Source organism: Pseudomonas rhodesiae (assembly GCF_007858255.1).
GTDB lineage: Bacteria > Pseudomonadota > Gammaproteobacteria > Pseudomonadales > Pseudomonadaceae > Aquipseudomonas > Aquipseudomonas rhodesiae.
This window is the reverse complement of sequence record NZ_VFEU01000035.1, coordinates 1-21,818: the sequence shown is the minus strand read 5'-3', so window position 1 is coordinate 21,818 and position 21,818 is coordinate 1. Positions and strand designations below refer to the sequence as shown.

21 protein-coding genes and 1 pseudogene are annotated in these 21,818 nt (G+C 54.1%); 13 read left to right on the top strand and 9 right to left on the bottom strand.

Annotation, left to right across the window (positions count from 1 at the left end; translation table 11 throughout):
* Positions 1–74: 74 nt before the first annotated feature.
* Positions 75–1,028, top strand: a complete 954-nt coding sequence (locus FIV35_RS27005) for an endonuclease (protein WP_170962160.1) — start codon at positions 75–77, stop codon at positions 1,026–1,028.
* A gap of 178 nt (positions 1,029–1,206) precedes the next feature.
* Here FIV35_RS27005 and FIV35_RS27000 read toward each other — a convergent pair whose 3' ends face one another.
* The 4 genes from FIV35_RS27000 to FIV35_RS26985 form a co-directional block, all read right to left on the bottom strand.
* A complete protein-coding gene (locus tag FIV35_RS27000; RefSeq protein ID WP_011077912.1) occupies positions 1,207–1,497 on the bottom strand; it encodes a hypothetical protein in 291 nt (96 codons plus the stop codon).
* Between the two features lie 175 nt (positions 1,498–1,672).
* Positions 1,673–2,644, bottom strand: a complete 972-nt coding sequence (locus tag FIV35_RS26995; protein WP_011077913.1) for a DNA replication terminus site-binding protein — start codon at positions 2,642–2,644, stop codon at positions 1,673–1,675.
* 196 nt (positions 2,645–2,840) lie between these two features.
* Positions 2,841–3,107 (bottom strand): hypothetical protein, encoded by a 267-nt coding sequence (locus FIV35_RS26990; protein ID WP_170245424.1) that lies wholly within the window; start codon positions 3,105–3,107, stop codon positions 2,841–2,843.
* Between the two features lie 377 nt (positions 3,108–3,484).
* A complete protein-coding gene (locus FIV35_RS26985; RefSeq protein WP_083377995.1) occupies positions 3,485–4,987 on the bottom strand; it encodes a UvrD-helicase domain-containing protein in 1,503 nt (500 codons plus the stop codon).
* Positions 4,988–5,135: 148 nt separating this feature from the next.
* Here FIV35_RS26985 and FIV35_RS26980 point away from each other — a divergent pair, with 148 nt between their 5' ends.
* Together FIV35_RS26980 and FIV35_RS26975 are read left to right on the top strand one after the other, a co-directional pair.
* Complete coding sequence (locus FIV35_RS26980) at positions 5,136–5,456, top strand: hypothetical protein (protein WP_143479508.1); 321 nt, start codon at positions 5,136–5,138, stop codon at positions 5,454–5,456.
* 100 nt (positions 5,457–5,556) lie between these two features.
* Positions 5,557–5,898, top strand: coding sequence for a hypothetical protein (locus FIV35_RS26975; protein ID WP_083377972.1), 342 nt, complete (start codon positions 5,557–5,559; stop codon positions 5,896–5,898).
* Positions 5,899–6,056: 158 nt separating this feature from the next.
* Here FIV35_RS26975 and FIV35_RS26970 read toward each other — a convergent pair whose 3' ends face one another.
* Positions 6,057–6,923, bottom strand: coding sequence for a replication initiation protein (locus tag FIV35_RS26970; protein WP_083377971.1), 867 nt, complete (start codon positions 6,921–6,923; stop codon positions 6,057–6,059).
* Positions 6,924–7,951: 1,028 nt separating this feature from the next.
* Here FIV35_RS26970 and FIV35_RS26965 point away from each other — a divergent pair.
* The 9 genes from FIV35_RS26965 to FIV35_RS26910 all read left to right on the top strand — a co-directional run bounded on the left by FIV35_RS26965 (position 7,952) and on the right by FIV35_RS26910 (position 17,255).
* Positions 7,952–8,431, top strand: a complete 480-nt coding sequence (locus FIV35_RS26965; protein ID WP_083377970.1) for a partitioning protein — start codon at positions 7,952–7,954, stop codon at positions 8,429–8,431.
* A gap of 210 nt (positions 8,432–8,641) precedes the next feature.
* Positions 8,642–9,775 (top strand): ParA family protein, encoded by a 1,134-nt coding sequence (locus tag FIV35_RS26960; RefSeq protein ID WP_083377969.1) that lies wholly within the window; start codon positions 8,642–8,644, stop codon positions 9,773–9,775.
* 153 nt (positions 9,776–9,928) lie between these two features.
* Positions 9,929–10,945 carry a ParB/RepB/Spo0J family partition protein gene (locus tag FIV35_RS26955; RefSeq protein ID WP_031312470.1) on the top strand — a complete coding sequence of 339 codons (1,017 nt, stop codon included), beginning with the start codon at positions 9,929–9,931 and terminating at the stop codon, positions 10,943–10,945.
* Between the two features lie 390 nt (positions 10,946–11,335).
* Positions 11,336–11,641, top strand: a complete 306-nt coding sequence (locus tag FIV35_RS26945; RefSeq protein WP_023049065.1) for a hypothetical protein — start codon at positions 11,336–11,338, stop codon at positions 11,639–11,641.
* A gap of 929 nt (positions 11,642–12,570) precedes the next feature.
* Positions 12,571–13,554 carry a ParB/RepB/Spo0J family partition protein gene (locus FIV35_RS26935; RefSeq protein ID WP_031312472.1) on the top strand — a complete coding sequence of 328 codons (984 nt, stop codon included), beginning with the start codon at positions 12,571–12,573 and terminating at the stop codon, positions 13,552–13,554.
* Positions 13,555–13,619: 65 nt separating this feature from the next.
* On the top strand, positions 13,620–14,246 hold the full coding sequence (locus FIV35_RS26930) for a hypothetical protein (protein ID WP_023049068.1): 627 nt from the start codon (positions 13,620–13,622) through the stop codon (positions 14,244–14,246).
* Positions 14,247–14,432: 186 nt separating this feature from the next.
* Positions 14,433–14,792, top strand: a complete 360-nt coding sequence (locus FIV35_RS26925; RefSeq protein WP_023049070.1) for a histone-like nucleoid-structuring protein, MvaT/MvaU family — start codon at positions 14,433–14,435, stop codon at positions 14,790–14,792.
* 510 nt (positions 14,793–15,302) lie between these two features.
* On the top strand, positions 15,303–16,595 hold the full coding sequence (ltrA, locus tag FIV35_RS26915; RefSeq protein WP_041479960.1) for a group II intron reverse transcriptase/maturase: 1,293 nt from the start codon (positions 15,303–15,305) through the stop codon (positions 16,593–16,595).
* Positions 16,596–16,769: 174 nt separating this feature from the next.
* Positions 16,770–17,255, top strand: a complete 486-nt coding sequence (locus FIV35_RS26910; protein ID WP_023049071.1) for a hypothetical protein — start codon at positions 16,770–16,772, stop codon at positions 17,253–17,255.
* Positions 17,256–17,304: 49 nt separating this feature from the next.
* Here the strand turns inward: FIV35_RS26910 and FIV35_RS26905 are convergent, their stop codons facing one another.
* From FIV35_RS26905 to FIV35_RS26890, 4 genes are all read right to left on the bottom strand, one after another.
* Positions 17,305–18,561, bottom strand: coding sequence for a tyrosine-type recombinase/integrase (locus FIV35_RS26905; RefSeq protein ID WP_023049072.1), 1,257 nt, complete (start codon positions 18,559–18,561; stop codon positions 17,305–17,307).
* The gene (locus tag FIV35_RS26900; protein WP_023049073.1) at positions 18,542–18,967 is read right to left on the bottom strand and encodes a hypothetical protein; all 426 of its coding nucleotides are present in this window, start codon (positions 18,965–18,967) and stop codon (positions 18,542–18,544) included. The genes FIV35_RS26905 and FIV35_RS26900 overlap by 20 nt, the downstream gene beginning before the upstream one ends.
* 412 nt (positions 18,968–19,379) lie before the next feature.
* Positions 19,380–20,036, bottom strand: coding sequence for a metallophosphoesterase (locus FIV35_RS26895; RefSeq protein ID WP_170245423.1), 657 nt, complete (start codon positions 20,034–20,036; stop codon positions 19,380–19,382).
* A gap of 60 nt (positions 20,037–20,096) precedes the next feature.
* Positions 20,097–20,708, bottom strand: coding sequence for a GNAT family N-acetyltransferase (locus FIV35_RS26890; RefSeq protein ID WP_170245422.1), 612 nt, complete (start codon positions 20,706–20,708; stop codon positions 20,097–20,099).
* Positions 20,709–20,804: 96 nt separating this feature from the next.
* Between FIV35_RS26890 and FIV35_RS26885 the strand changes: the two are divergent.
* Positions 20,805–21,689, top strand: a pseudogene (locus tag FIV35_RS26885) (IS5 family transposase); the annotation flags it as partial.
* Between the last annotated feature and the right edge of the window lie 129 nt (positions 21,690–21,818).

The following is a 21,818-nucleotide window of genomic DNA, read 5'->3' as shown; positions in this document are numbered from 1 at the left end:
TGCTTGGGTTTTTTTTCCCCTGAATAGCCTGGAATCACCCTTGTTTTAAGGAAAAGACCGTGAAATCGATCCTCATGATGTTTTTGGCCATGCAGATGGCCACGTCTCACTTCGCTCTTGCCTCCGCACCTACGACCTTCGAGCAGGCCAAGGTTGAGCTACGCCAGAAGGTCTACTACGACCGCAACACCAGCGAAGCCGGCGATCTTTACTGTGGGTGCGACTGGAAGTGGGTAGGGCGATCCGGAGGCCGTGTGGACTTCGCCTCGTGCGGGTACGAAGTCCGCGCTCAGGAGAATCGCGCGCAGCGCATCGAATGGGAGCACGTCTTGCCAGCATACGCCTTCGGCAGCCAGCGGCAGTGTTGGCAGAACGGGGGGCGCAAGAACTGCATCGATACCGATCCGGTATTTCGCAAAATGGAAGCCGACATGCACAACCTTGCGGTGAGTGTTGGCGAGGTCAATGCTGACCGAAGCAATTTTCGCTATGGCGTTTTACCCTCAACACCGATGCAATACGGCGCTTGCCCGACCAGAACAGATTTTCAGCAGCGCGTGACTGAGCCTCGCGACCAGGTGAAGGGCGCGGTAGCCCGAATCTACTTCTACATGCACGACCGTTACGGGCTATCGATGTCCAGAGCACAACAGCAGTTGCTGATGGCCTGGGATCGTCAATACCCGGTGAGCGCGTGGGAACAGGAGCGTGACCGGCGGATCGCCAGAGTAATGGGGCATAGCAACCCATTCGTAACAGGTGAAAGATCCTGGAATCTCGGTATGCGAGTGAAGGGAGCGGGCACAATGGCACAGGCCATTCGGAGCGAACCAGTTCAGCACCAGGTATCTGGTGGATACGCCTCCAGCTCGCTTTCGCCGGTGATTGGCAACCGCAATAGCAATGTTTACCACCTGCCAGTGGGCTGTCCGAGCTATGAAAAAGTCGGAACGCGCAACCGGGTAGAGTTTGCGAGCGCTGCGGACGCCGAAGCTGCGGGTTTCAAACGGGCCGGAAACTGCCGATAAGGGCCGTTCGGAGGGGATATGCGGTTTTGTAGCCTTCAGGGCCAGGTTAACCCTTCCTGAGCCTCCAGGGCGCTGTGCGGTCGTTACAGCCCGTGCTGACGGGAAGCGTGAGGTGAGGGAGCGAGTTTTGCGTGCCTGGCCGGGTGTATCGTGAAGATCTCCCGGCCGGCCTCGATGATCAATCAACGGTCTGATGCTGTTTCGTTTTTGCAGTGTGCTGGGCCGGTACCGGACCAGAATGGGCTGGCGTAGTGGCCAAGGTGTGAGTAATCACCGAGCCGCTTTTGTTCGCCAGGTTCTTTGCCAGAGACTCGCGGACAACTTCCATCGTGAGTATTCGCGAGGTGGCAATCGCAGCTTTGAGGGGCTGGCCAGCTGCAACCAGTACCTCAACCATGTCCAGGGCCGTATTCACGCCGGCTTCAATTCGTTTCTCAACGCCATCAATCATCATCTTCTCGATCTCCATTTCAGGCAGCTGGCGGAATGCAAGCGGCCTCAGCAGAGCGTACGTGGTTCACCAGCTATTTGGGTAGAGCATCAAAGCGCGAGGCTAAAGGACGCATCCTAATTATTAGGCTGCTACCGAATTTAACATAACAAAGATTATAAGAAGTCTAAGCTGTTGTTTATAAAGGGTAAGTCTACTGATCAACGACGCCTTTTACTGACTCTCGGTACGTCGATAGCACCTCAGGTGTCTCTGGCGCGCCGGGCTCCTGAGCAACTGGGTCCGCAGTGGATGAGGCTACGAAAAAGCGCCCCCCAGGGAGTGCCGGCAACCGTTGCTTTACGTCTGGTCGTTTTGCTGATCGCGAGTCTCTATCGAAGTTCTTGAGGCCAACGATCCTTGCAGCGGGTTGCCCATCGAGTACGAAGAATGGAAGGTTGGCATGCAGCATTGCGTCATACCGGCTGCGCTCGGAAAACCACAGCATGGCCCGCGGATGCGGAGCGATGGGCTTTGGCACATCCAGCATATCGGTTTCAGCCATATTCGCAATGCTGCGCAGATCGATCCACTGGGGGCTATTCACCACCGGCTCGCCGGTGGCCATAGATTTTTCATGGGCCTCGGCGAGCAGCACCTCACGGACGTGGCCAACAGTGACACGCTCTTTTCCTGAGGTGTGACCGGCCCAGGTGAATGTGATCTGTCTTGGGGCAGCATCAAAAACCTGGATTGCGCGCTTCAGCTGGTTGAGGGAGAAATTTTTCCCCAGGGCCTGGCGCATGATGTGGGAACGGCGGCTGACGGCAACGTTGCGAAACACTCGCTCAGCCTCGATCGCATCCACCAGCTCGCTCTTGCAGCGGTTCACCGCCCTGCCCTCATCGAGTATCGATCCGGAGAGGATAAAGTACCCCGGCAAACGCAGCACGGTACCTGGAGCCTGGCCGAGATCGCGCTCAAACTCGCGTAACGCCTCTACAGCGGCCTTGATCGCGTCAGTTCCTGTCAGTACCTGGACGTTAATTCGAGATGGCGTCCTCTGTTCAGTGAGGAGCGGGATGCGCCATATCATCCCGCCGACAACCAATGCGGGCCACTTCTCATTGAAAGCCTCAACGGTTTCGACCAAGCGCTCGTAAGCGGAGACAATTGCGTCAGTCATCTAGGATTCCTCATAATACCACCCCTTCACTACGGCTATACCGTATGCCCTCCTCCCCCTCCGCTCCATGTTAACCAGGAGCGACGCCGAGGGTGCGAAAACGATCTCGCGATTGAAGGGGTGGTATTATCGAGTATCCCAAAATCCGCTCATAAAAAAACCCGTTCGAAACGGGCTTTTTTTGCTACGTGTCAGCTCAACGAATTTGGACTGCCTCAAGGGACAACAGATCCTCAATGTGATCGGCTGCATCGGCCCGCAAACGGCTCTCCAACCTTTCTCGACTGATGTGTTCAGTTTCGCTCGGCTCAACGAGCAAGACTACATAGCCTTGATCACGCAGCTGCTGAAGCAAAGCTGCCTGGCCTGTAGAAATTGGCATGAGAATATCTCCTGTGATTAGCGGGTTGGTTTCAAGAGTCGAAGCAGCCAACTGAAGACGCTTTTCCGCTTCGGTTTCCATGTCTGCCACACCCCGTTCATAGGGCCTGAAGCCGTCAAATCATCATGAAGCCGAAGTAGGAACCTGGTGATGCTCTTGCACTCCGCGCAGTGGCCACTCGCTTCTATCGTGAAACACCGCTGCGCCGGTCGGGTAACAGCTCCTCTCAGATGCTCATCCGGGATGGGCTGGTTGCAGCCGCGGCACTCGCCGACGAACTCATGCCAGGCTGTTTTATTCTCAAAGCAAACAGGTAGCTGGCTGGCAATGCTCGGCATCGCTAGCAGGTCCAGATCCCGCTGGGTTGGCTTTTTCTGACTCATCTACGCTCCATCGGCAACCTAATGGTCAAATCCGATCCTAGTACGAGCCCCGGATAACCCAATGATCGAGGAGCACTACGCGGCAGCAGCCTGTTTCTTTCTGAAAACCATCGGGGTATTTGGCTTGCGGCCGTCACGCCGGTCGACGAACTCTTTCATGATCTCCAACATCGTCGAGTTGACAGCCAGAACCCGCATAGCACGCGTACACGCGACGTAGAGGAGGTTCATTTCATCAATCCATGGTTCCTTTTCGTTGTCCGGATTGAATGGATCGAAGGTGAAGTCCTCAGCCAGTTGCACAGCATCCCATTCCAAGCCCTTCGAGCGATGCGCGGTGCTGAGAGTGATGGTGGCTTCAAGCTCATCGGTGACAGCATTGCGCCGCAGCTTGGCAAACAACTCCGGAAGATCCGCGCTGTACTGCTCGATGATCTTGATAGAACGGTTCATCTCGGGGTCTTGGCTTTCATCGGCAATCTGCTTGTAGAGATCGTAATCAGGATATTCCTGGAGGAGTTTTTTCCCCTTCACTCGGTCACGCCACCCCTTTGATAGAGCATGTAGGTCTTCAATATCCTGGAGGTTGTAACCATCGATCCCCCCAACCCAGTAGATCTTTGCACCGGCCTCTACATTGGCCAGCGCCGTCTCGATCACTCCAACTACCGTGCGGCAGAGTACGGTTCGATGTTCAAGGTCAGCTGGTAATGCCTTAGAAACACGAGTCTCGCCGCCAAGCCCAGCCAGTTGGCGGGATTCGCCCTTGAACGCGAGAACCATGTTGGCCACGTGCGCAACGGCAGACCCGAATCGAAACGACTGAGTGAGGTAATGGACTTCCGCTTTGTCGAGCCAGGTTGCATTGAGAGCATCTACAGCCCCCCTGAAACGGTAGAGCATCTGATGGCCATCACCACAGACGACTACACCCATACCGTATGCCGCCTGCTGCGCAAGCACACCAGCAATCACTGGATTGATGTCCTGTGCCTCATCTCCAAGCGCAATATCGTAACGGTCCCGCAAGTTCGGTTTCGACAGGGCCCAGAGCTTGAGGTACCCGTCGTGCGTAATATTCACAGCCTCGTTATGGATGTCGCACATTTGCAACCAAAGCTGCCTGGCTCCTTCTACGATGCTGCCGGCGGCGCGCTTCATTCGCTCCGTTTTGAGCTTGTTGACGGGGCAGTGACATAGCTCGATGTCGTCATCCGCGCTGGCCAAATAATTGTTCAGCGTCTCTTGCACGCTGCGCACCAATTCCCAGTTCTGAGAGCCGATAATCCTTGCGATGTCGGTCAGGCGCAGGTTGCTCGTAAGCTTGTGTCTGTACTTCGATCCGATCGACGCATAAGCCAAGCCGTGGGCTGTTTTGCACGTCACGTTCGGCGGAAATTTTTGCTTGGCAGCAATCTCGACGCTTTTGTTGTAGCAGAGGTAGAGCAGACGGCATTGAGGCCGAGCCTTGGCATAGCCAACAAGCGTAGTGGTCTTTCCTGTTCCAGCAAAAGCCACCAGCTTGACGATACGGGCCAACGAGTTAATCGCTGGCTCCTGTTCGTGGGTGAAGTTCATCCCTTGGATCTCCGTTCTGATATGGCTCCATGGTTGCATAGCCACGCACAAACCCAAGCGGGGGGCTGCTAGCTCTGTCCTCTTCAGGATTTGGGTTTTTCTGTAGAGCTGGCAATGTCTTCTCACACCCGGAATCAGAGCAGCAACCATGACTTACGACGAGACCCTTTCTTCCTATCAGCGTCATCTTGAAGCCAATCCAGGGAAAGCATTGCAAATCGGCGACGATTGCTACGCGGTGCTGATCAACGGAACCTTGAGAGGGGCATACCCCACCCTGGATGGGACTGTTGATCTCGGGACAACCTTCGACTTTAATCGCGAAGCTTGGGATGCCGAATGCGAGTGCTGGGACGGTGATGTTTCTGGCATGCAAACAGCATTCTGCGTAGCCACTCCCACCCTCGTTGATCTTCCGCCACCTCACGCCGGAAATAGGACGCCCTGCCTGGGAGGAAAAGAATGCTAGGGTTCGCCACCAATCTGATGCCGAACAAAGACAGGGGAGTTCCGTTTGGGATTTACGGGTCTGCTGGCAGGATGAGCGCATATCAAGGGAGCCGTAGCTTATGACAGCCATCCAACTTTTCCAGCAGCGCCAATCGGAGCCGGTCTGCACCGATCTGATTCAGATGATTCGTGAGGGCATGATTCGCCGGCTCAAGCGATTTGTTGTAGAGCCTTACGATGACGGTATCACCTGGGGAATTCAGACAGTCGCCATAGCAACACCAGATGCTGATGACGGCGACCAGTTTCCTGTTGTGATTGTCGACCTTCACGAAGATGACCAGGCTGCAATGTCGTTTGCTTTGAGCGTCTTCGACGCGCTCAAAACCGCTGGCCGAGCAACAGGCGAGGATGTATGCCAATGGCGGCGAAGCCTCTTCACGCTTGTGCCTAATTACTGAGCCCTGCACGCTCCAGACCGGGCTAAGAAAAACCCGCCATTAAGGCGGGTTTTTTGTGGGAGCGGCACTTAAAGGGCGGCAAATGACGACATGGGCGGGAAAAAGCACCGGCGACACTGCTCACAAAGGCACAAACGGTCGTAAGATGACGACGCATGCTAATCAGGTTGATCTTCTTCCTCCGCCGAAACAGCGAACAGCAGTCCAGCTTCCTGAGCTTCAGCCAACTCGCCCAGGGGCTTAGTGACCAGCCATTCGCTTTCTTCGGCAGGGTCATACTCAGGAAGCGGTGGAAGATCCTCAGGGTCAAGTTCCAGATTAAGCGGGAGCTGTGCGAGATCACAGAAGGTGAATTTGATAGCGATCACCTTCCGCCCTTCCCTTCTCAACTCGTAGCTGACATCCAGATTGCTCTTTGTCTTCAGCTCCTCAACTGCCGGATCTATGACCCTCTGGCGGAGGTTATTGAATCGTTGATAGGCATCCGACAAGCCAAGGGCTACCCGCAAGGCTTCAACCTCGATGTAGGCCCATCCAGTCTTCCGAAATTGCATCAACATCTCGAACAGCCGGAATGAATGGCTCGAGTCCAGGCAGGCTACCCGCCGTAGATCATAGCTAGTCACTTTGCTGTACAGCATCGTGAGATAGGGCATGACATGAATGGTGAACGACAACTCAACGCGACCTTCACCATCCAGGTATTTGGCCCGATCAACCCAGCGCTTCCGCTCCATGCCGGACCCGTCAAAGGTCTTGATGTCGCGCTCGTACAGCTCATCAGCTGCCACTTTCATCTGCTCATAGGCATGCCGGAGCTGGACGCCGTAGATATCCGAATAGTCCACGGCCGACACGGACACCTTTTTCGGCATGGGCCTTCGTGGATCGAGCTTGCTGATAGCCGCGAGGATCAACCGCTGCTCGTTGAGGGTCAGCCGGTACGACGCGGTAATCAGCGTATTGGATTTCGTGACCCGGAGCGGCTTAGGTTCCGGTTTGGTAGGTTTGGGTAAATTGGACATGTCTGGCCCTACGATTAATAACGGAACCCTACAGAGAGATTCCTCTGTAGTCGATACCCAGGAGTCGTCTAATCTCTAACCCCCCAGTAACCATGGGCCTTACAGCCAACCACCTATTCAGATAGCTCGACGGTACATGGATCTGTAGTCGATAGGTGGAAGCCGTAATCTGTAGTCGATTGGCCTCCCGTCCGGCGCGTACACAGCCGTAATCTGTAGTCGATGGTGCGCGATACCTTCGATCCGCAGCCGTAATCTGTAGTCGATAGCAAAGAATTGGATGCCACTGCTGCCTGGTAACGCCCGTCCAGGCATAGCCGTAATCTGTAGTCGTATCGGGCGGATGGCTGTTACAGCAGCCGTAATCTGTAGTCGATAGGTTCAGATGAGGACTGGGAAGACTATTTATTGGCGATTCAACGCGGGCATGGGGCAGCACAGGGATAAACGTCAAATAAACGACGAAATCATGCAAATATCTATTAAAATCAATGAGTTATAGTTTTTTTGGCGAAGCCTTAGCCCACGCTGGCAAATTCAGAGCACAAAATGGCTTGAAATCGAGCCATGAAAAATCAAACTCGTGCTACGTGGGCCACCCAACAGCCGGAATCTGTAGTCGTTAGGCGCAACCCAGGCCCTCCTATCCGGCCTGTGGATAACGGCCGGAATCTGTAGTCGCATCAGCCGGAATCTGTAGTCGCATCAGCCGGAATCCATAGTCGCAATGCCGGAATCTGTAGTCGCAATGCCGTAATTTGTAGTCGATGGTCCTCTGGAGGCCCCGTGGCACAAGGGCTCCAGCCTTCTAAAAACAAGAGAACAACAAGAGAAAAACAGTTAAAAGGCTTTTAAAACTGGAAAGCTAATTTTTCTGAAGGTTGAGAAGCAAAGGCCAAAACCGAAGCCAAAAGCAGACTCAGAATCCGAAGGCCGTTTTTCCGACGACAATTCGGTTCGAAAGCAGCACACCCACCAGGTCGGCGAGGAGAAAATGATCCCAACCGAACACGACCTGGAGGAACCCAATGAATACTGCCGCTTTCGCGGGCGTCGCAGCTTATCTGCTCAGCATGGCTGCTATAGCGCCGGAGCCGGTAAGCCTAGCTGTAGGCGTTACGACGATCGTAGACGTCCAGCAGCACTACACCATCATCGACAAGATTGGTACTTCCTACACCGGCGGGCCGGTACTGAACCTTTCAGAGTGGGAGGTCAATCTCGAGGGCGTCAGTGACATTCAACTGGCCTTTAATGCTGAAGGGGTCCTGGATGTAGCTACGGTAAAAGCTGACAAGCTCCATCTGGAGGAGGTGCTAAATGGCTTCAGGAACCAACTGCAAATCAGCACTGATGAATCCGGCCTTGGCTTTGAAAACGTGACCTTCTTATCTGGCTCCACCGAGGTGGTTGTCGAATCGCATCCACTGGACACTCAGTTCACTGTCAACTACATCAGCGCCGACTTCAAACGCGCACGCACCCAAGCTCAAAAACAGTACGCCTAACCAGATCACAGAACTGCCCTCCTCTCTTCATGCAAAATCCAGTTCGCGTCTAACCATAAAATCTAGCCCTAAACCCGAACTGATAGGCACAAAAACCAGCCTTCAGTTCGGGATAAGCAGCGTAAAAAACACCCCTACCATGATTTAGCCTTGAAAATACGGCTTTACGTATTATCATCCACCCTGTATTCAGCAAATGCAGGGATTGTCATGCAGCAGTCAAGCGAGCAGTTTGAAGAAGAAACGGTCAACTACACCGACTTCGACGCCCTCCTCTATCCCCCCCAGTTCGCGGCCGACTGCTTCGGCCTTACAACCCGGCGCCTCAAGGATATTGAAGACGAAAACGGCATCGAGATTCGGCGGGTTCCGCGAGGAACCGTCACATCCAGGGCTTACACGCTTCGCGACATTTTTGACATCGCCGCGCTTCGACGAGCGAAAGGCTACACAAAGGGATTGCCCCGGCAGATTGTTATCTCGACGTTCGTGCAGAAAGGCGGCACTGGAAAGACGACAACCTCGGTCAACTTTGCTGTATATCTTCAGCTCGCGGGTCTGCGGGTGCTTTGCGTTGATAACGATCCTCAAGGCGATTCGTCCAGCGTGTTTGGCTACGATCCAGATCTCGCACTATCAGATCTCGAGGCAATGGGAATACCTGCCGATCGCTATGTCGCCGGCCACTTTGGTAGCCTCCTGAGTCCCGATCTCCGGGTGAGATGTTTTGATCCGATGACTTTCGAGGAAGTGGTCAAGAAGCCATTCGGTGAAAACGGGCCACACCTGATTCCTGCCGATGCATACCTTGAAGACCTGGCCGTCGCACTCGATGCCGAAAATAACATGGACTTCTGGTACGCCGGGTGGCTTGAGCGGGCGCGTAGCGGAGAAATCCCAGGTGTCGATATCTCCTCTTATGATGTGATTCTGTTCGACAACGCGCCTACCGCCTCCAGGCTCACCAAGAACTCTATCGTTGCCAGCGACTTTGTGCTCTGCCCCGTGCGGATGGACAAATTTTCGTTCCGGGCTCTGATGCGGCTTAACGACTGGATGGTCCGATTTGCGAAAGCGTATCGCCGCTCTCCAGGAGTGCTCGCTATTCCTACGATGTTCATCCGCAACCGCAAACGCATCCTCAGTAACCTGGTTGTCCTGAATGATCTTTTCCCTGGTCGGGTATCAGAGGAAAAACTCTATTACTCCGAGGATTACGGAAAAGCACTTGATCAAGGCGTTCCCCTGCTTGTCTGGAAAGGTGCGTCTTCCAAAACGATTGACTCGATGCGCAGCGTGTTTGGTGAAGCGCTGAAACGAATACGCGATCTGGCCGCGCAGTGATTGAGGTGGTGCTCGGAGCACCAGGGTCGTTAGATTTGAGTGGTGCTCGGAGCACCACCAGCGAAAATCAGAAAATAATGGTGCTCGGAGCACCACTTAAATCTTGAGAATTGAGTGGTGCTCGGAGCACCACCACTAGGTTTCGGAGGAAATATGGCCAAGTCGGAGGATTACCCAGGTCAAAAAAAGACCCCCCCTCAATGGGTCACTGGAGTTCGCCCACCCGCGGAAATTGCTGAGCCTAATCTCAGGGTCTCCGTTGCAGACATGCTCGCCGCACAACGGGCAGAACAGGAGGTCAGTGCGCCAAGTCCGGCCGCAGTGTTAGCTCCAGCACCAGGTCATAATGATGAGGCTGTTGCCGCAAGTGACAGCGGCGTTCTTGCTGAGGTGAAGGTCGATTCGATTCGGGTATCTCCGTTTCAACCTCGTTTGACCTTCAGCGAAGCAGCTATTGAGGATCTAGCGAACTCGATCGCCTCTGTTGGACTGGTAAAGCCGTTGACGGTCCGCCCTGTCGGGGATGGAGTTTATGAGTTGATCGGCGGCGAGCGCCGTTGGCGTGCTCACAAGCTGCTGGGCAGGGAAACCGTGACCGCCTATGTACGCTCCGTTACGGATGCAATGGCGAAGATTCTGGCCCTAACCGACAACGAGGGACAGGAAGCTCTGACCGAGTATGAGCGCGGCCGTTCTTATGCCGCGATCATGCGAGCAGGGGAGGAAAGCTCGATTCGTGCTCTCGCGCGCAGGGTAGGGGTCAACCATTCGATAGTTAGCAGGTGTCTTCTCCTAATGGATCTGCCAGAGGAAGTGCGAGCAATACTCGACACGAATCCGGGGCTTATCGGCGGGAAATGGGCAAAGGACTTCATTGAATTCAGTCGTACCGAGCCGGCGCTGCTTCTGCAAGCAGTTACCTCTATGCGCGATCATCAATGGACGCAGGAGCATGCCCTACGATGGTTAGCGAAGGAGCTTGCCTCGCGTGATCAGCAGAAGACGCCGGGCAAGTTCACCGATAAAGAAATCAGTGGGATAGGCAAGGTTCGTGTAGATGGGAAAAAAGTCGAGTTTCGATGCGAGAAAACGGTAGATGCGAAGCGGCTGGCGGAACAATTTGAGGCTTTCTTGAAGACCATTGATCGCTCCCTGATTACAAGCGAATGATTATCAGTAGTGTCGTAATGAATTATTTCAGACGCGAAACTGGTTAGAAAACGCGAACACGAAGGCGAAATGCCATGACAGAATATGGTTTTCAGACTTCGAGATAGGGATATATGGCAACCGCAGTCGCGCAACCAGAGCTCAGGGTGCAACCGCAGACACGATTCACCACGCTCGCACAGCTGTCAAAGATTGAGCCTGAGCATTTGCTCGGCCTGAGCCGTATCGAGCTGTTTTCTGTGATTTCAGAGCACTGGCTGAAGTGTTCGGCCCCAGCGCGGATTCACATGTTGAGCAGCGAAGATCGGTTCATCCGAGGCGAGGCGCGGGCTCAAAACAAAGCACTAAGCGTCACGCAAATTTGCGCAGACCAAGCGCCAGGGGTTATCTATGAGCAATTCAACCAAACACCGTATCTCGCTGGCGTATGAGCACGAAGGTGAGGTGCGGCAGGCTTCAGCTGAGCTGAACCTAACGAAGACCAGCATCATCTTTAGCGGACTCCCGAGCATAAAATTCAAGGTCTCCCTGAGCGATCCTGAACAGGTCATATTGCAGTTGCCGACAGACCGCAAAGGAAAAAAACCAACGGTGTCTTGCGACATCTCCTCGATTCCTGAGCTGGAAGCGGCGATGGCAGAGGTGCGCAGGCAAGGCTGGCTCAGGCCGAAGGTGTCGGTGAGTGAGTGCGAATGAACCGTGGCCGATGCCTAGATCCGAGCTCGATCCGATCGGAGTCGATATTCAGGACGCGCACAAGCTCATTCGCTTCCCTGGTTGCTTGAGCGCGCGCGGAGAGTAGGGCGAGCGCCATGGGCTTAGCTCAGAAGCTCAAAGGTTGGCTATCCACGGGCCATCCCATACTCCGGACGGGAAATGATCTACATAGATCTCCGCGATAACCTATGCTTTTACCACCGCCAGTTCGCTTTCCTTCTGTAGGAACGGGTCGGCTTAGCGGCGCTCAGAAAAGCTCAAAAAACATCAAATTAATGAAACTTATCACGCCTTAAATGGTCTGTGATGGCCTAATGTTTGCTGTAGACATGGCCCTAGCTTATGCTGTGCTGTGAGACAACTTTTTATAGGTGTTGCCGTCCTGCAACCAGTTTACGAGCTGAAAAGATGACGAACCTTTGACGCCGTTTTTGTGTAGTGATGCAGGACTGTATATTTATACACTGATTAGCATGCAGCCTTTGCCTTGACAGAAAATACCGAGATTCAGCCATGATCACAAAGATGCCGCCTCATGTAGTCAGAAGCTTTCCCTACTGGGAGACGCCACCAGAGCCGGGCCAGGATTTACATGAATTGAAATGGGGTGTCATGGAAGTCCTTTCAGACAAGTCGCTTAGATTCGTTGACACAAAACCAGATCAGGAAGCTCTCGAGGAATTAATAAGCCAACTTCAAGAGAAGATTTAATATTGATTTAGATTTGTTTTACTGGCTTCTGTAGATCACAACCCCTGCTTAAACGGCAGGGTTTTTTTTGCGCGAATGTCGACGCCGGGCCAACAAGGTGGCCGCAAATTCAGACGCAAAAGCGACCTGAAAAGGCGTCATTTATTTATGTGTTTGACATATCGTTCCTTGATAAAACCTGGAGCGAGAAGCTGCTTATGCAAAGCTATGATTTGGAGTTTCACGACTACGCTCAGCTATTTCCGCTAATTATCGGTGATGACTACCAAGCCCTGCTTGAAGATATCGATACCAACGGACAGCGTGCCCCGATCGTTCTCCATGAAGGCAAGATCCTTGATGGGCGTAACCGATATCGCGTTTGCAAGGATCTGCTGATCGAACCCCAAACAGAGGAATACACTGGAGATGATGCGCTGGGTTACGTCCTCTCTCTGAACCTCTATCGCCGGCAGCTCACCGTGGCACAACGGGCTTTGATCGCTGCCGAGTTGTCCTCGCTGCGTGGGTGCAGCGCTATCACTGTTGACCTGGAGAAGGCAGCCGGGCAGGAGTTGGAAGCCGCAAAGATGGCTATTGAGGAGGCAGCCAAAGTCCTGGGTATCAGCCCACGCTCTGTGTCTTCTGCCTGCAAGGTTGTCCGGGACGGCACCCAAGAGCTGTTGGATGCTGTCAAATCTGGTGAAGTGAGCGTATCCGCAGCGGAACAGGTGGCTAAGCTCGAAAAAGAGGCTCAGCAAGAGTTGTGTAGCCGCGGGCCTAAGGCAATACGTAAGGCCGCGAAGGACATGAGAGAGGAGGGCAGAGCGAAACCTACGTTGTCCAATAAGTCACTTCCGCCCCCAGAAAAAAGCAGTGACCTGCCACCGCCGGTGCCGCTTGACGATGATGAAGATGCTGATTCAGCACACGAAGTGCCGGCTAACCAAATAGCCGCGATCGAGCAAGAGTCGGACATTTTCTATACCTCGGAGAGAAAGCCAGCGGCTCAGCTACTGTTCGAAATGGCTGATGCAGGAATGCAGTTCGGTCGAGAAGCTGAGGGCGTTGCCGACGACATCATGAATGAGGTTGAGGAAGGCCTCGATCTTCAGTTCCTTGCGTTTGTTGTGGACGTAGCAAAGAGGCTGGAGAATCGGGTGAAGGCAAAAATGCAGGCCAGATACGCTGAGGAGACGTGAGGGTTGGGATTTTTTGGAAGGGTGATTTCATAGGTTAAAGCCCGAACAGAAAAGGAGTACCCCACATGCAAACACCTCAGGAAGACACCGTAATGGATTTTGGCCCGAACCTCTTCGGTGGCGAGGGTGGCTCCGCGTCCAATTCTTCCGCTGATGATTCAGGTGCTACGAACGACGCTCCAGATGGGGCGGCGAGTATTTCTCAGCAGATGGCTAAAGGTTGCACCGAAGAGGAGACAGCCGAGGCCGCCGGCGGCCAGGCGGGAGGTGACGATGCTCCCTCGAGCAGCAATGGTGCATCTGGCGTGAATACTGAGAAGGCAGCCACTCAAACCAAGGCAGGGAAGTCCGAAGTAGGCACCAAAGCCTTGTCCAGTGCGAAAGCGGCCGTGAAGGTTTTCGAAAGCATCAATGGGTTCGACGAACAAAGCGCGACTCAGCGTACCGTTGTTCGCGATCTGATGCTGAAGCAGTCCGAAGCCATGGAACTCAAGCTCCAGGGCAAGAAACCCCCTGAGGGTGAAGACTTTGATGCCATTGCTAAGCAGCTCCGGCGCGAGAACAACCGCCTCGACTCCCTGCTTGAAGGAAAGGAATCACTGTTCGGCAAGGCCCGGAAAGCCGCCGAAATTGCGATCGAAAACATGCAGGGCGTAATTGCCGAAATCAACCGCTTGGAGGAGGAGGGTTAGCCCTCCTGGACGACATGAACAAGAAACTCTTCGCCAACATTCAGTTTTATGCCTTCTGGCCTTCCGCCGGATTCCTTGCAGGCTATGCATTCCTTGCAACGGCAGGCATGATTTAACCAGCAGCTCTAGCAAGCCTGGCGCATCTCGTCACGGCTCAGGCCATGAAACCAAAACCAAGGAGACAAGATGTCCCTCATCACCGAGTACCGAGCCACAGAGGAAGCCATCAAGGAGCTTCAGGACCGACTGGAGAAGCTGAGCGGAAATGAAGCCCTTTTGAAGGAGATGGAGTTCGAGGAAAAGCTACGATCCTTGATGTCTGAGTATGGCAAGAACCTGCGTGACATCATCGCGATTCTTGACCCGGACTATCGCAAGCAGGTTTCCCATCAGCCTGGCAAACCTCGTGCCCAACGAGCAGTCAAGATCTATCGGAACCCCAACACGGGTGAGATCGTTGAGACCAAGGGCGGCAACCAGAAGACGCTCAAGGAATGGAAGCAACAGCATGGAGCTGATGTAGTCGAGACATGGCGAACCCAGTGAGCCGGCGCTTGCGCTGAGCTTCCAGAATAGAAGGCCGGTGATCCCGGCCTTTTTTATGTGCGCCCAGCATGGGCGCAATCTTGTGGGTGAAAGTCCCGCCGTAAGCTGACCACAGCGAACGAAGTGAAGCGCAACTGCATGAGGGCGACCGAGTGTGGGGAGGAAGCGTGAATCGAAACCGCGAGCCGATGTACAAGAACCGGATACAAGGCGAAGCCGACCAGGGCGAGCGGGCATAAAACCGCGAAGCTCTTGTGGTCAAGGGTCAGGCAGCGTAAATCCGGCGGTTGTGCGGTGAAGGATTGCGTTCTTACCTGGGGAGATCTCGCCTTGTGCCTGAAAGGGCGACGGCGCGAGTCGGAGCGAGAAGTCAGCAGAGGCCGTAGTAGTCTTTTTTTTTTTGACGAAGGGCCGAACGAGAGAAAGCGTCATAGGCCATGTTGATGCGAAAGACCGGAAGTCAGATGCCTGCCAAACGCGGGGCGGACGGAGATAACGAGCGGTGAAACCGTGAGAAATCCTGTCAGCGACGAGGTCAATCGCCCGCAAAATGAACCCGATAACGCAGGACAAGGGCTGCTGGAACGGGCCTTTGCGAGAGAAAACCTGAAACGGGCGTGGAAACGGGTCAAGGCCAACAAAGGTGCAGCGGGAGTCGACGGTCTGGATATTGATCAGACGGCCGAGTACCTGCTGACCCAATGGGCGGGGATTCGTGAACAGCTTCTTTCAGGAGTCTACCGGCCCAGTCCGGTACGGCGTGTGGTCATTCCCAAACCTGACGGCGGTCAACGCGAGTTGGGTATCCCAACGGTCACCGACCGTTTGATCCAACAAGCGTTGCTGCAAGCCTTGCAGCCATTACTCGATCCGACCTTCAGTGAACACAGCTACGGCTTCCGTCCGGGACGCTGTGCGCAGGACGCCGTTTTAGCGGCTCAGCGCTATGTCTCTTCAGGACGTAAAGTGGTGGTGGATGTTGATCTGGAGAAGTTCTTCGACCGGGTCGATCACGACATCTTGATGGATCGTTTGCGCAAACGGATTACGGATCAGGCGGTTATCCGGCTGATTCGCGCCTATCTGGATGCGGGAACGCTGATCAATGGCGTGGTCGAGAAAAGCCGCTGCGGGGCGCCGCAAGGCGGCCCACTGTCGCCGTTGTTGGCGAACGTGCTGCTGGACGAAGTGGATCGGGAGCTTGAACGCCGAGGCCATTGTTTCGTGCGCTATGCCGACGATGCGAACGTGTATGTGCGCAGTCAGAAGGCGGGGCAGCGGGTAATGGCCCTGCTGAGGCGGCTGTACGAAAAGCTGCACTTGAGCGTCAACGAGAGCAAGAGTGCAGTGACGAGCGCGTTTGGTCGCAAGTTTCTGGGCTATGAGTTGTGGTCAGCCCGAAGTGAAGTCAAGCGCGCGGTCTCTTATAAGGCGCAGAAACAGTTCAAGCAGCGTATCCGCTGGCTTACCCGGCGCTCCTGCGGGCGTAGCTTGCAACAGGTCGCAGATAATCTTCGGCCTTATCTTTTGGGCTGGAAAGCCTACTTCACGTTGTCGCAAACACCGGCAGTCTGGCGCAAGCTGGACGAATGGATACGACATCGACTGAGAGCGATCCAGCTCAGGCAGTGGAAGCGTGGCCCTACGATCTATCGAGAGCTGCGGACACTGGGGGCGAGCCAGCAGGTGGCGCAGAGGGTGGCCAGTAACTCTCATCGCTGGTGGCGTAATAGCCGTTTTGAGTTGAATCGTGTACTGAATATTGCGTGGTTCGACAGGCTGGGATTGGCGCGCCTCTCATAACCTCAATCTCTCGAACCGCCCGGTGCGGACCCGCATGCCGGGTGATGTGGCAGGGGAGCGGCCTATGAAGGCCGTCCCCTATGCCGATGAGCTCGATTTGCCCACGGGAATTTGGGTTTTTCCAATTGAATGAGAACTTGAAATGGAGGTAAATAACTATCAACGGAGGATCAGATGGAAAGCACTGAAAACGTCGATGAGCGCCTGTTGGCCGCGGTTATGGATGAAGCGCAAACAGACTTCAGCATAGCCAGTATTGCAGTTGAGAAGATCCGTCAGGGAGCTGAAAGCATCGCTGCCGGCATGCACGGTCGCAACCATGTAAAGGCGTCATTCGAGCATTATGACGGTACACCGATGTCGCCTGAAGAAGCTTTGGCTCACCAGTGTGTTCATGCAGCAAGTATCGGAAAATCCCTCGGCCAGGAATTTCTTCTGAAGGCACCTGCTGCCCTCCTGGAGCAATTCTCCGCCGTTGCAGGGAACCGAAACGTTGCTGACAGTGGGGCAATGCTCGCCGGCCTGCTGCATGGGTTCATGATTGCCTTTGCCACGAGGGAGACGGAGGATAGAGCGCTGAAGGCACTACTGGAGGTAGCTCGGATCTGCGACGAGGCAAACAATATTCGAGGCACCACCTTCGGCCAAGCCAGCGAATAAGCTGGCTGTTACTCGGGCGCTCCTAGCAGAGCGCCCATCATCTCCTCCATCAGGCAGCCGGCTGGACCTTGGCCGGGTCAGACCCCGGATTAGGGGGCATCTCCGAAACTTCCGACACTTTACCCCTCACCTGGGGAGCATTGGCGGCAAGAAATCTACCCCAATCCTCCATCAGAGCGCGACGTTTATCCAGCAAGTCACCTCGGTTATATGCTGCTTCGACCTTACTGTTGAGGGTGTGTGCGAGAGCCATCTCGCAAACCTCTCGCTGGTGATCGGTTTCTTCCGCGGCCCACGTCCGAAAAGTAGATCTGAACCCATGCGGTACCACTCCATCGACCTTGAGCTGATCGAGCACCCTTGCCATTGCGTTGCCGGGAATCGGGCCTGTGCGCCAGGAGTTGAGAAATATCCATTTGGCATGCTTTCCGACCTGCTGCCGTAGCACCTCGATCATTTGGTCCGTAAGTGGTACCCGGTGAGCCTTGCCCGCTTTCATGCGTCCTGCCGGGATCAACCAGATTTTCTCCTCCCAATCTATTTCTGCCCACTGGGCCCCACTCACCTCCTGGTTACGTGTTGCTGTCAGAATTGCGAACTCAACAGCACGAGCTGCTGCACCATCCAGCGAGTCGAGCCTGGCCAGCAGCTCGGCCGTTCGTGAAGGTGTCGGAGACGGGAAGGGGACTACCGTATGCGATTGCTTGGGCAAGAGCTTGTCGAGGTGACCGCGCCACCGTGCGGGGTTTTCGCCTTGCCGAAGCTTCAGTGCCTTGGCTGCATCGAGCACGAGCTCAATGCGATTCCGGATGCGGTTCGCAGTAACCGGGATCTTGCTCCAGATCGGCGTCAGCACATCCAGGATATCGTCCGTGTCGACCTCGGCTATCCGAAATCCGCCTATGACAGGGTAGACATGCTTCGTGAGGGAATTCTGCCATTGCTGGTGATGCTTCTTGGACCAGCTCGAGGAATGCGTGCGTATGTACCTTTCTGCCGACGCCCGAAATGTGTGGCTCGTTGTGGCTCGCGATGCTTTGGCAGCTTTGGCCTTCGCGCGTTCAGCGGCTGGATCAACGCCGCGTGCGATATCGAGTCGGTACTTGTCAGCCTCCAGTCGTGCGTCTCTGAGGCTCAAGGCAGGAAACGTACCCAGGGCAAGATCGTGCCGTTGCTTCGCAAGCATATAGCGAAAGACCCAGCTCTTCCGCAGGGTAGCTGATACACGAAGAATCAACCCCCTTCCGTCCTGGTAGGAGCCGGGCTGGTCGACATCCTTGACGAACTTAGGGGTTAGTTTGCTCATGAGGTGCCCCCCCGGTCACCGGGCCGTTCCTTTCATCCGCCGGCACATCATCCTGAAAAGCGAGAGAAATGTTCTCCGGCCGAATGAGGTGAGGACACGCAAGCTCGTACCTACCATCTGAAACGAGGTGTAAACCTGAGCGATCGACGGCAAGAACGGAAATCGCTCCAGGCTCGTCATCGAGCGCTTCACCAAGCCAGTTACTGAGTGCGTCCTCTACTGCCAGCATCGACCCGAAGAAATAGACCATTTCCTTGGCCTCACCGAGTAGCGCGGAGCGAGGCCCAATCTGCGGCCGTAAGCCATCACGAAATATGGACTCGAGATGACGGGTTGGCGTGACGTGATAAATCTCACCAGAAATCGGCTCGCTTTGAGCGTGCTCATTCGAATCATGGGTTTTCACTACGGATTCCTCGCGGCTCGTTGGTTCGCAGGCGCTGATACTGCGATCGCGCCAGATCTCGCCGGAATGTAGGAGGATAAGGTATCCCCATACAAAACGGCTACAGGCCACAACCTATAAGGGATTCTAGAAAACCCAAATATTACGTCCCACACCATAGCCCACAGTTGCTATCGAGCAGAATGACCCTTCCAAGCAGGTGAGGCCGACCGACGAGAGCATCAGTATCTGGACCAGGTGAGGTTGGGGAGAGGAGAGGGGGAGTCGCCCACCCGGCAGCAGGTCTGAATCCTCGGCCGGGTTGTTGCCTGATCAGATTGAATGGATGGCTTCTGAGCCGCCAATTTCAACCATGGTCAATAGCCCGTTTTCAAAAACACCACCAGTATCAATATATCGAACATTCCCTAAATCAAGGACGGCAGCGACTTTCCGTGTGGCCTACAAAGATCCTGTCGATACCAGCAACGGGGATGGTTGTTTGATTTGCATGTCGAGACCTACGCCACATTGCTTCCGTGGCATGGTAGTTCCTATAAGAGTCGCCTAACTCACCTGTCAGAGCCTCTTCGAAGCGCGACCAACTTAGGCATGTGCATTCAGCATGAACAATTCCAAACTTTTCGCCGTTGCGGCCTTCGACCTGAATAGCGATGGGTAGACCATGTAAAGCAAGCCCTATGGACTTCTGCTCGTCAGAGGTAAGGGAATAAAACCATTCTCCACCGTACTTACGGTGTCCAACTGGTTCGGTATCTAGTCCGCCTTCAACACACCAGTAGTCATGATTCCCCATAACAGACTTGAACCAAGGCTTCTTCAACCAGTCATCAACTTGGTGTGATTCTGGCCCTCTATCAACTAAATCGCCTACCGAAAATAGTCTGTCTGAATATTCGTCAAATCCTACCGAAGATAACAGTTTCGATAGCTTGCTGAATTCACCATGAATATCGCCAACCACGAAATCACGCCCAAAAATATTTGCTCCATACTTCGCGTAATAGCCATTGGCGCTCACGCTGACCGGGGCATGAATTGCAGAAAGATGAGGGAATTTGGGCATCATAATAGGCTCGCGATACGCTGGAATTGTTGGCATACAGACCATTTTCGGAACGGATAGCGCCTAGATGGATAAAGGGTTCTTGCGTTGCTCAACGAAGTACGCAACCTCTTGAGATATTCGCTTTGTTTCAGCGTCATACTCATCGTTGATAGCAACAGCCCGATCCCCGCCAAGTTCGCTAATCAAGCGTTGAGCTTCTTGAGAAACCGCACTTTGCCTGTTCAGGAAGTTCGGGTCTATGACGTTCATATTGTAGGAACCGCCAATTCGCATAGCGACTTGAGCCCCTTGGGCCTCGCACATTACGAATCCGATCTTTTCATACGCCTCTACGAGTGTTGGAAAGCAGCTCAGCGCTATGTCGGTGAAGCGTGGTTTTAGGCTGGCAATCATCGCAGTCATAATTCCCTGATTGCGGTGGGCTGAATCGACACAAATATAATTGATGCCACAAGCAGTTGCGGAGTCGTTAGCACGGGTTAGGGTCATAAAACCTATAATAGTTGATGCGGAATTTACAGCGATTACTAATTCTGAATTGATCATCAGGCTAATTGCTGGGTCTAGTTGAAGTTGGATGTCAGTCAGCATCCACGCACGAACTACGCCGAACATCGGGTGGGTAGTGCTTATTGGTCGGTTGACCAAATCCTGGCTATAGCGATAGGCCATACGCAAGATTTCTTCTTTCTGCGAATCACCTAGGGAATCTCCGAACAAGTTTTCAAATGTGCTGAAATACGCCTGACCACCTGATCCGAGCCGCCTATGAGCCAGATGAGCTTTTCCGATTTCGAATACGCCGGCAAGCGCAAGCAGACACGCCGCGAACGCTTCCTCGCCGAGATGGATCAGGTCGTGCCCTGGACGGGTCTGCTGGGCCTGATCGAGCCGTTCTACCCCAAGGCCGGTGGCGGCAGAAAACCCTATCCTCTGGAAACCATGCTGCGTATTCATCTGTTGCAGAATTGGTTTTCCCTGAGCGATCCGACCATGGAAGAAGCGCTCTACGAAATCACGCCCATGCGCCAGTTTGCACGTTTGACCTTGAGCGCCCCGATACCTGAAGACACCACGATCATGAATTTCCGGCACTTATTGGAAAAGCATCAGCTTGCACCTGCAATCCTCGCGGTCATCAATGGTTATTTGCAGGACAAAGGCATGTCTCTGCGTCAGGGCACTATCGTCGATGCCACCATTATTCATGCTCCCAGTTCGACTAAAAACGAAGAGGGAAAGCGCGACCCCGAGATGCATCAGACCAAAAAAGGTAACCAGTATTTCTTCGGAATGAAGGCCCATATTGGCGCTGATGTCGAGTCCGGCTTGGTTCATCACGTCCACGGCACCGCCGCCAACGTCGCCGATGTCACACAGGTCGCCGAGCTTTTGCATGGCGAAGAAAATGCAGTGTATGCAGACGCCGGATACACCGGCGTTGAGAAGCGTGAAGAGCATGAAAATCGTGAAGTGATCTGGCAAATCGCGGCGCGCCGCAGCACCTATTCCAAGTTGAATAAACGCAGCGTGCTCTACAAGGCCAAGCGCAAGATTGAGTACTGCAAAGCCCAGACACGGGCCAAGGTCGAACATCCGTTTCGGGTGATCAAATGCCAATTTGGGTACGTGAAAGTGCGCTTTCGTGGGCTGATGTGTTGCCGCTGACCGAAAACTGACCCAGTAGAGGCTGTTCTGCCGACTGAAAACTGACCCAGGTGTTCAACTGCTTCTGCTCAATTTTTGAGCAGGAGAACACAGGGTGATCAGTATGGAAATGAT

Bases quoted from the DNA above. Each gene is read 5' to 3' on its own strand.
- FIV35_RS26945 (WP_023049065.1), top strand. From the start codon at position 11,336: ATGAGCAATTCAACCAAACACCGTATCTCGCTGGCGTATGAGCACGAA.
- FIV35_RS27000 (WP_011077912.1), bottom strand. From the start codon at position 1,497: ATGGAGATCGAGAAGATGATGATTGATGGCGTTGAGAAACGAATTGAA.
- FIV35_RS26895 (WP_170245423.1), bottom strand. From the start codon at position 20,036: ATGATGCCCAAATTCCCTCATCTTTCTGCAATTCATGCCCCGGTCAGC.
- FIV35_RS26925 (WP_023049070.1), top strand. From the start codon at position 14,433: ATGTCCCTCATCACCGAGTACCGAGCCACAGAGGAAGCCATCAAGGAG.
- FIV35_RS26960 (WP_083377969.1), top strand. From the start codon at position 8,642: ATGCAGCAGTCAAGCGAGCAGTTTGAAGAAGAAACGGTCAACTACACC.
- FIV35_RS26905 (WP_023049072.1), bottom strand. From the start codon at position 18,561: ATGAGCAAACTAACCCCTAAGTTCGTCAAGGATGTCGACCAGCCCGGC.
- FIV35_RS27005 (WP_170962160.1), top strand. From the start codon at position 75: ATGATGTTTTTGGCCATGCAGATGGCCACGTCTCACTTCGCTCTTGCC.
- FIV35_RS26955 (WP_031312470.1), top strand. From the start codon at position 9,929: ATGGCCAAGTCGGAGGATTACCCAGGTCAAAAAAAGACCCCCCCTCAA.
- FIV35_RS26935 (WP_031312472.1), top strand. From the start codon at position 12,571: ATGCAAAGCTATGATTTGGAGTTTCACGACTACGCTCAGCTATTTCCG.
- FIV35_RS26980 (WP_143479508.1), top strand. From the start codon at position 5,136: ATGACTTACGACGAGACCCTTTCTTCCTATCAGCGTCATCTTGAAGCC.
- FIV35_RS26910 (WP_023049071.1), top strand. From the start codon at position 16,770: ATGGAAAGCACTGAAAACGTCGATGAGCGCCTGTTGGCCGCGGTTATG.
- FIV35_RS26990 (WP_170245424.1), bottom strand. From the start codon at position 3,107: ATGGAAACCGAAGCGGAAAAGCGTCTTCAGTTGGCTGCTTCGACTCTT.
- FIV35_RS26890 (WP_170245422.1), bottom strand. From the start codon at position 20,708: ATGGCCTATCGCTATAGCCAGGATTTGGTCAACCGACCAATAAGCACT.
- FIV35_RS26930 (WP_023049068.1), top strand. From the start codon at position 13,620: ATGCAAACACCTCAGGAAGACACCGTAATGGATTTTGGCCCGAACCTC.
- FIV35_RS26970 (WP_083377971.1), bottom strand. From the start codon at position 6,923: ATGTCCAATTTACCCAAACCTACCAAACCGGAACCTAAGCCGCTCCGG.
- FIV35_RS26975 (WP_083377972.1), top strand. From the start codon at position 5,557: ATGACAGCCATCCAACTTTTCCAGCAGCGCCAATCGGAGCCGGTCTGC.
- FIV35_RS26985 (WP_083377995.1), bottom strand. From the start codon at position 4,987: ATGAACTTCACCCACGAACAGGAGCCAGCGATTAACTCGTTGGCCCGT.
- FIV35_RS26965 (WP_083377970.1), top strand. From the start codon at position 7,952: ATGAATACTGCCGCTTTCGCGGGCGTCGCAGCTTATCTGCTCAGCATG.
- FIV35_RS26995 (WP_011077913.1), bottom strand. From the start codon at position 2,644: ATGACTGACGCAATTGTCTCCGCTTACGAGCGCTTGGTCGAAACCGTT.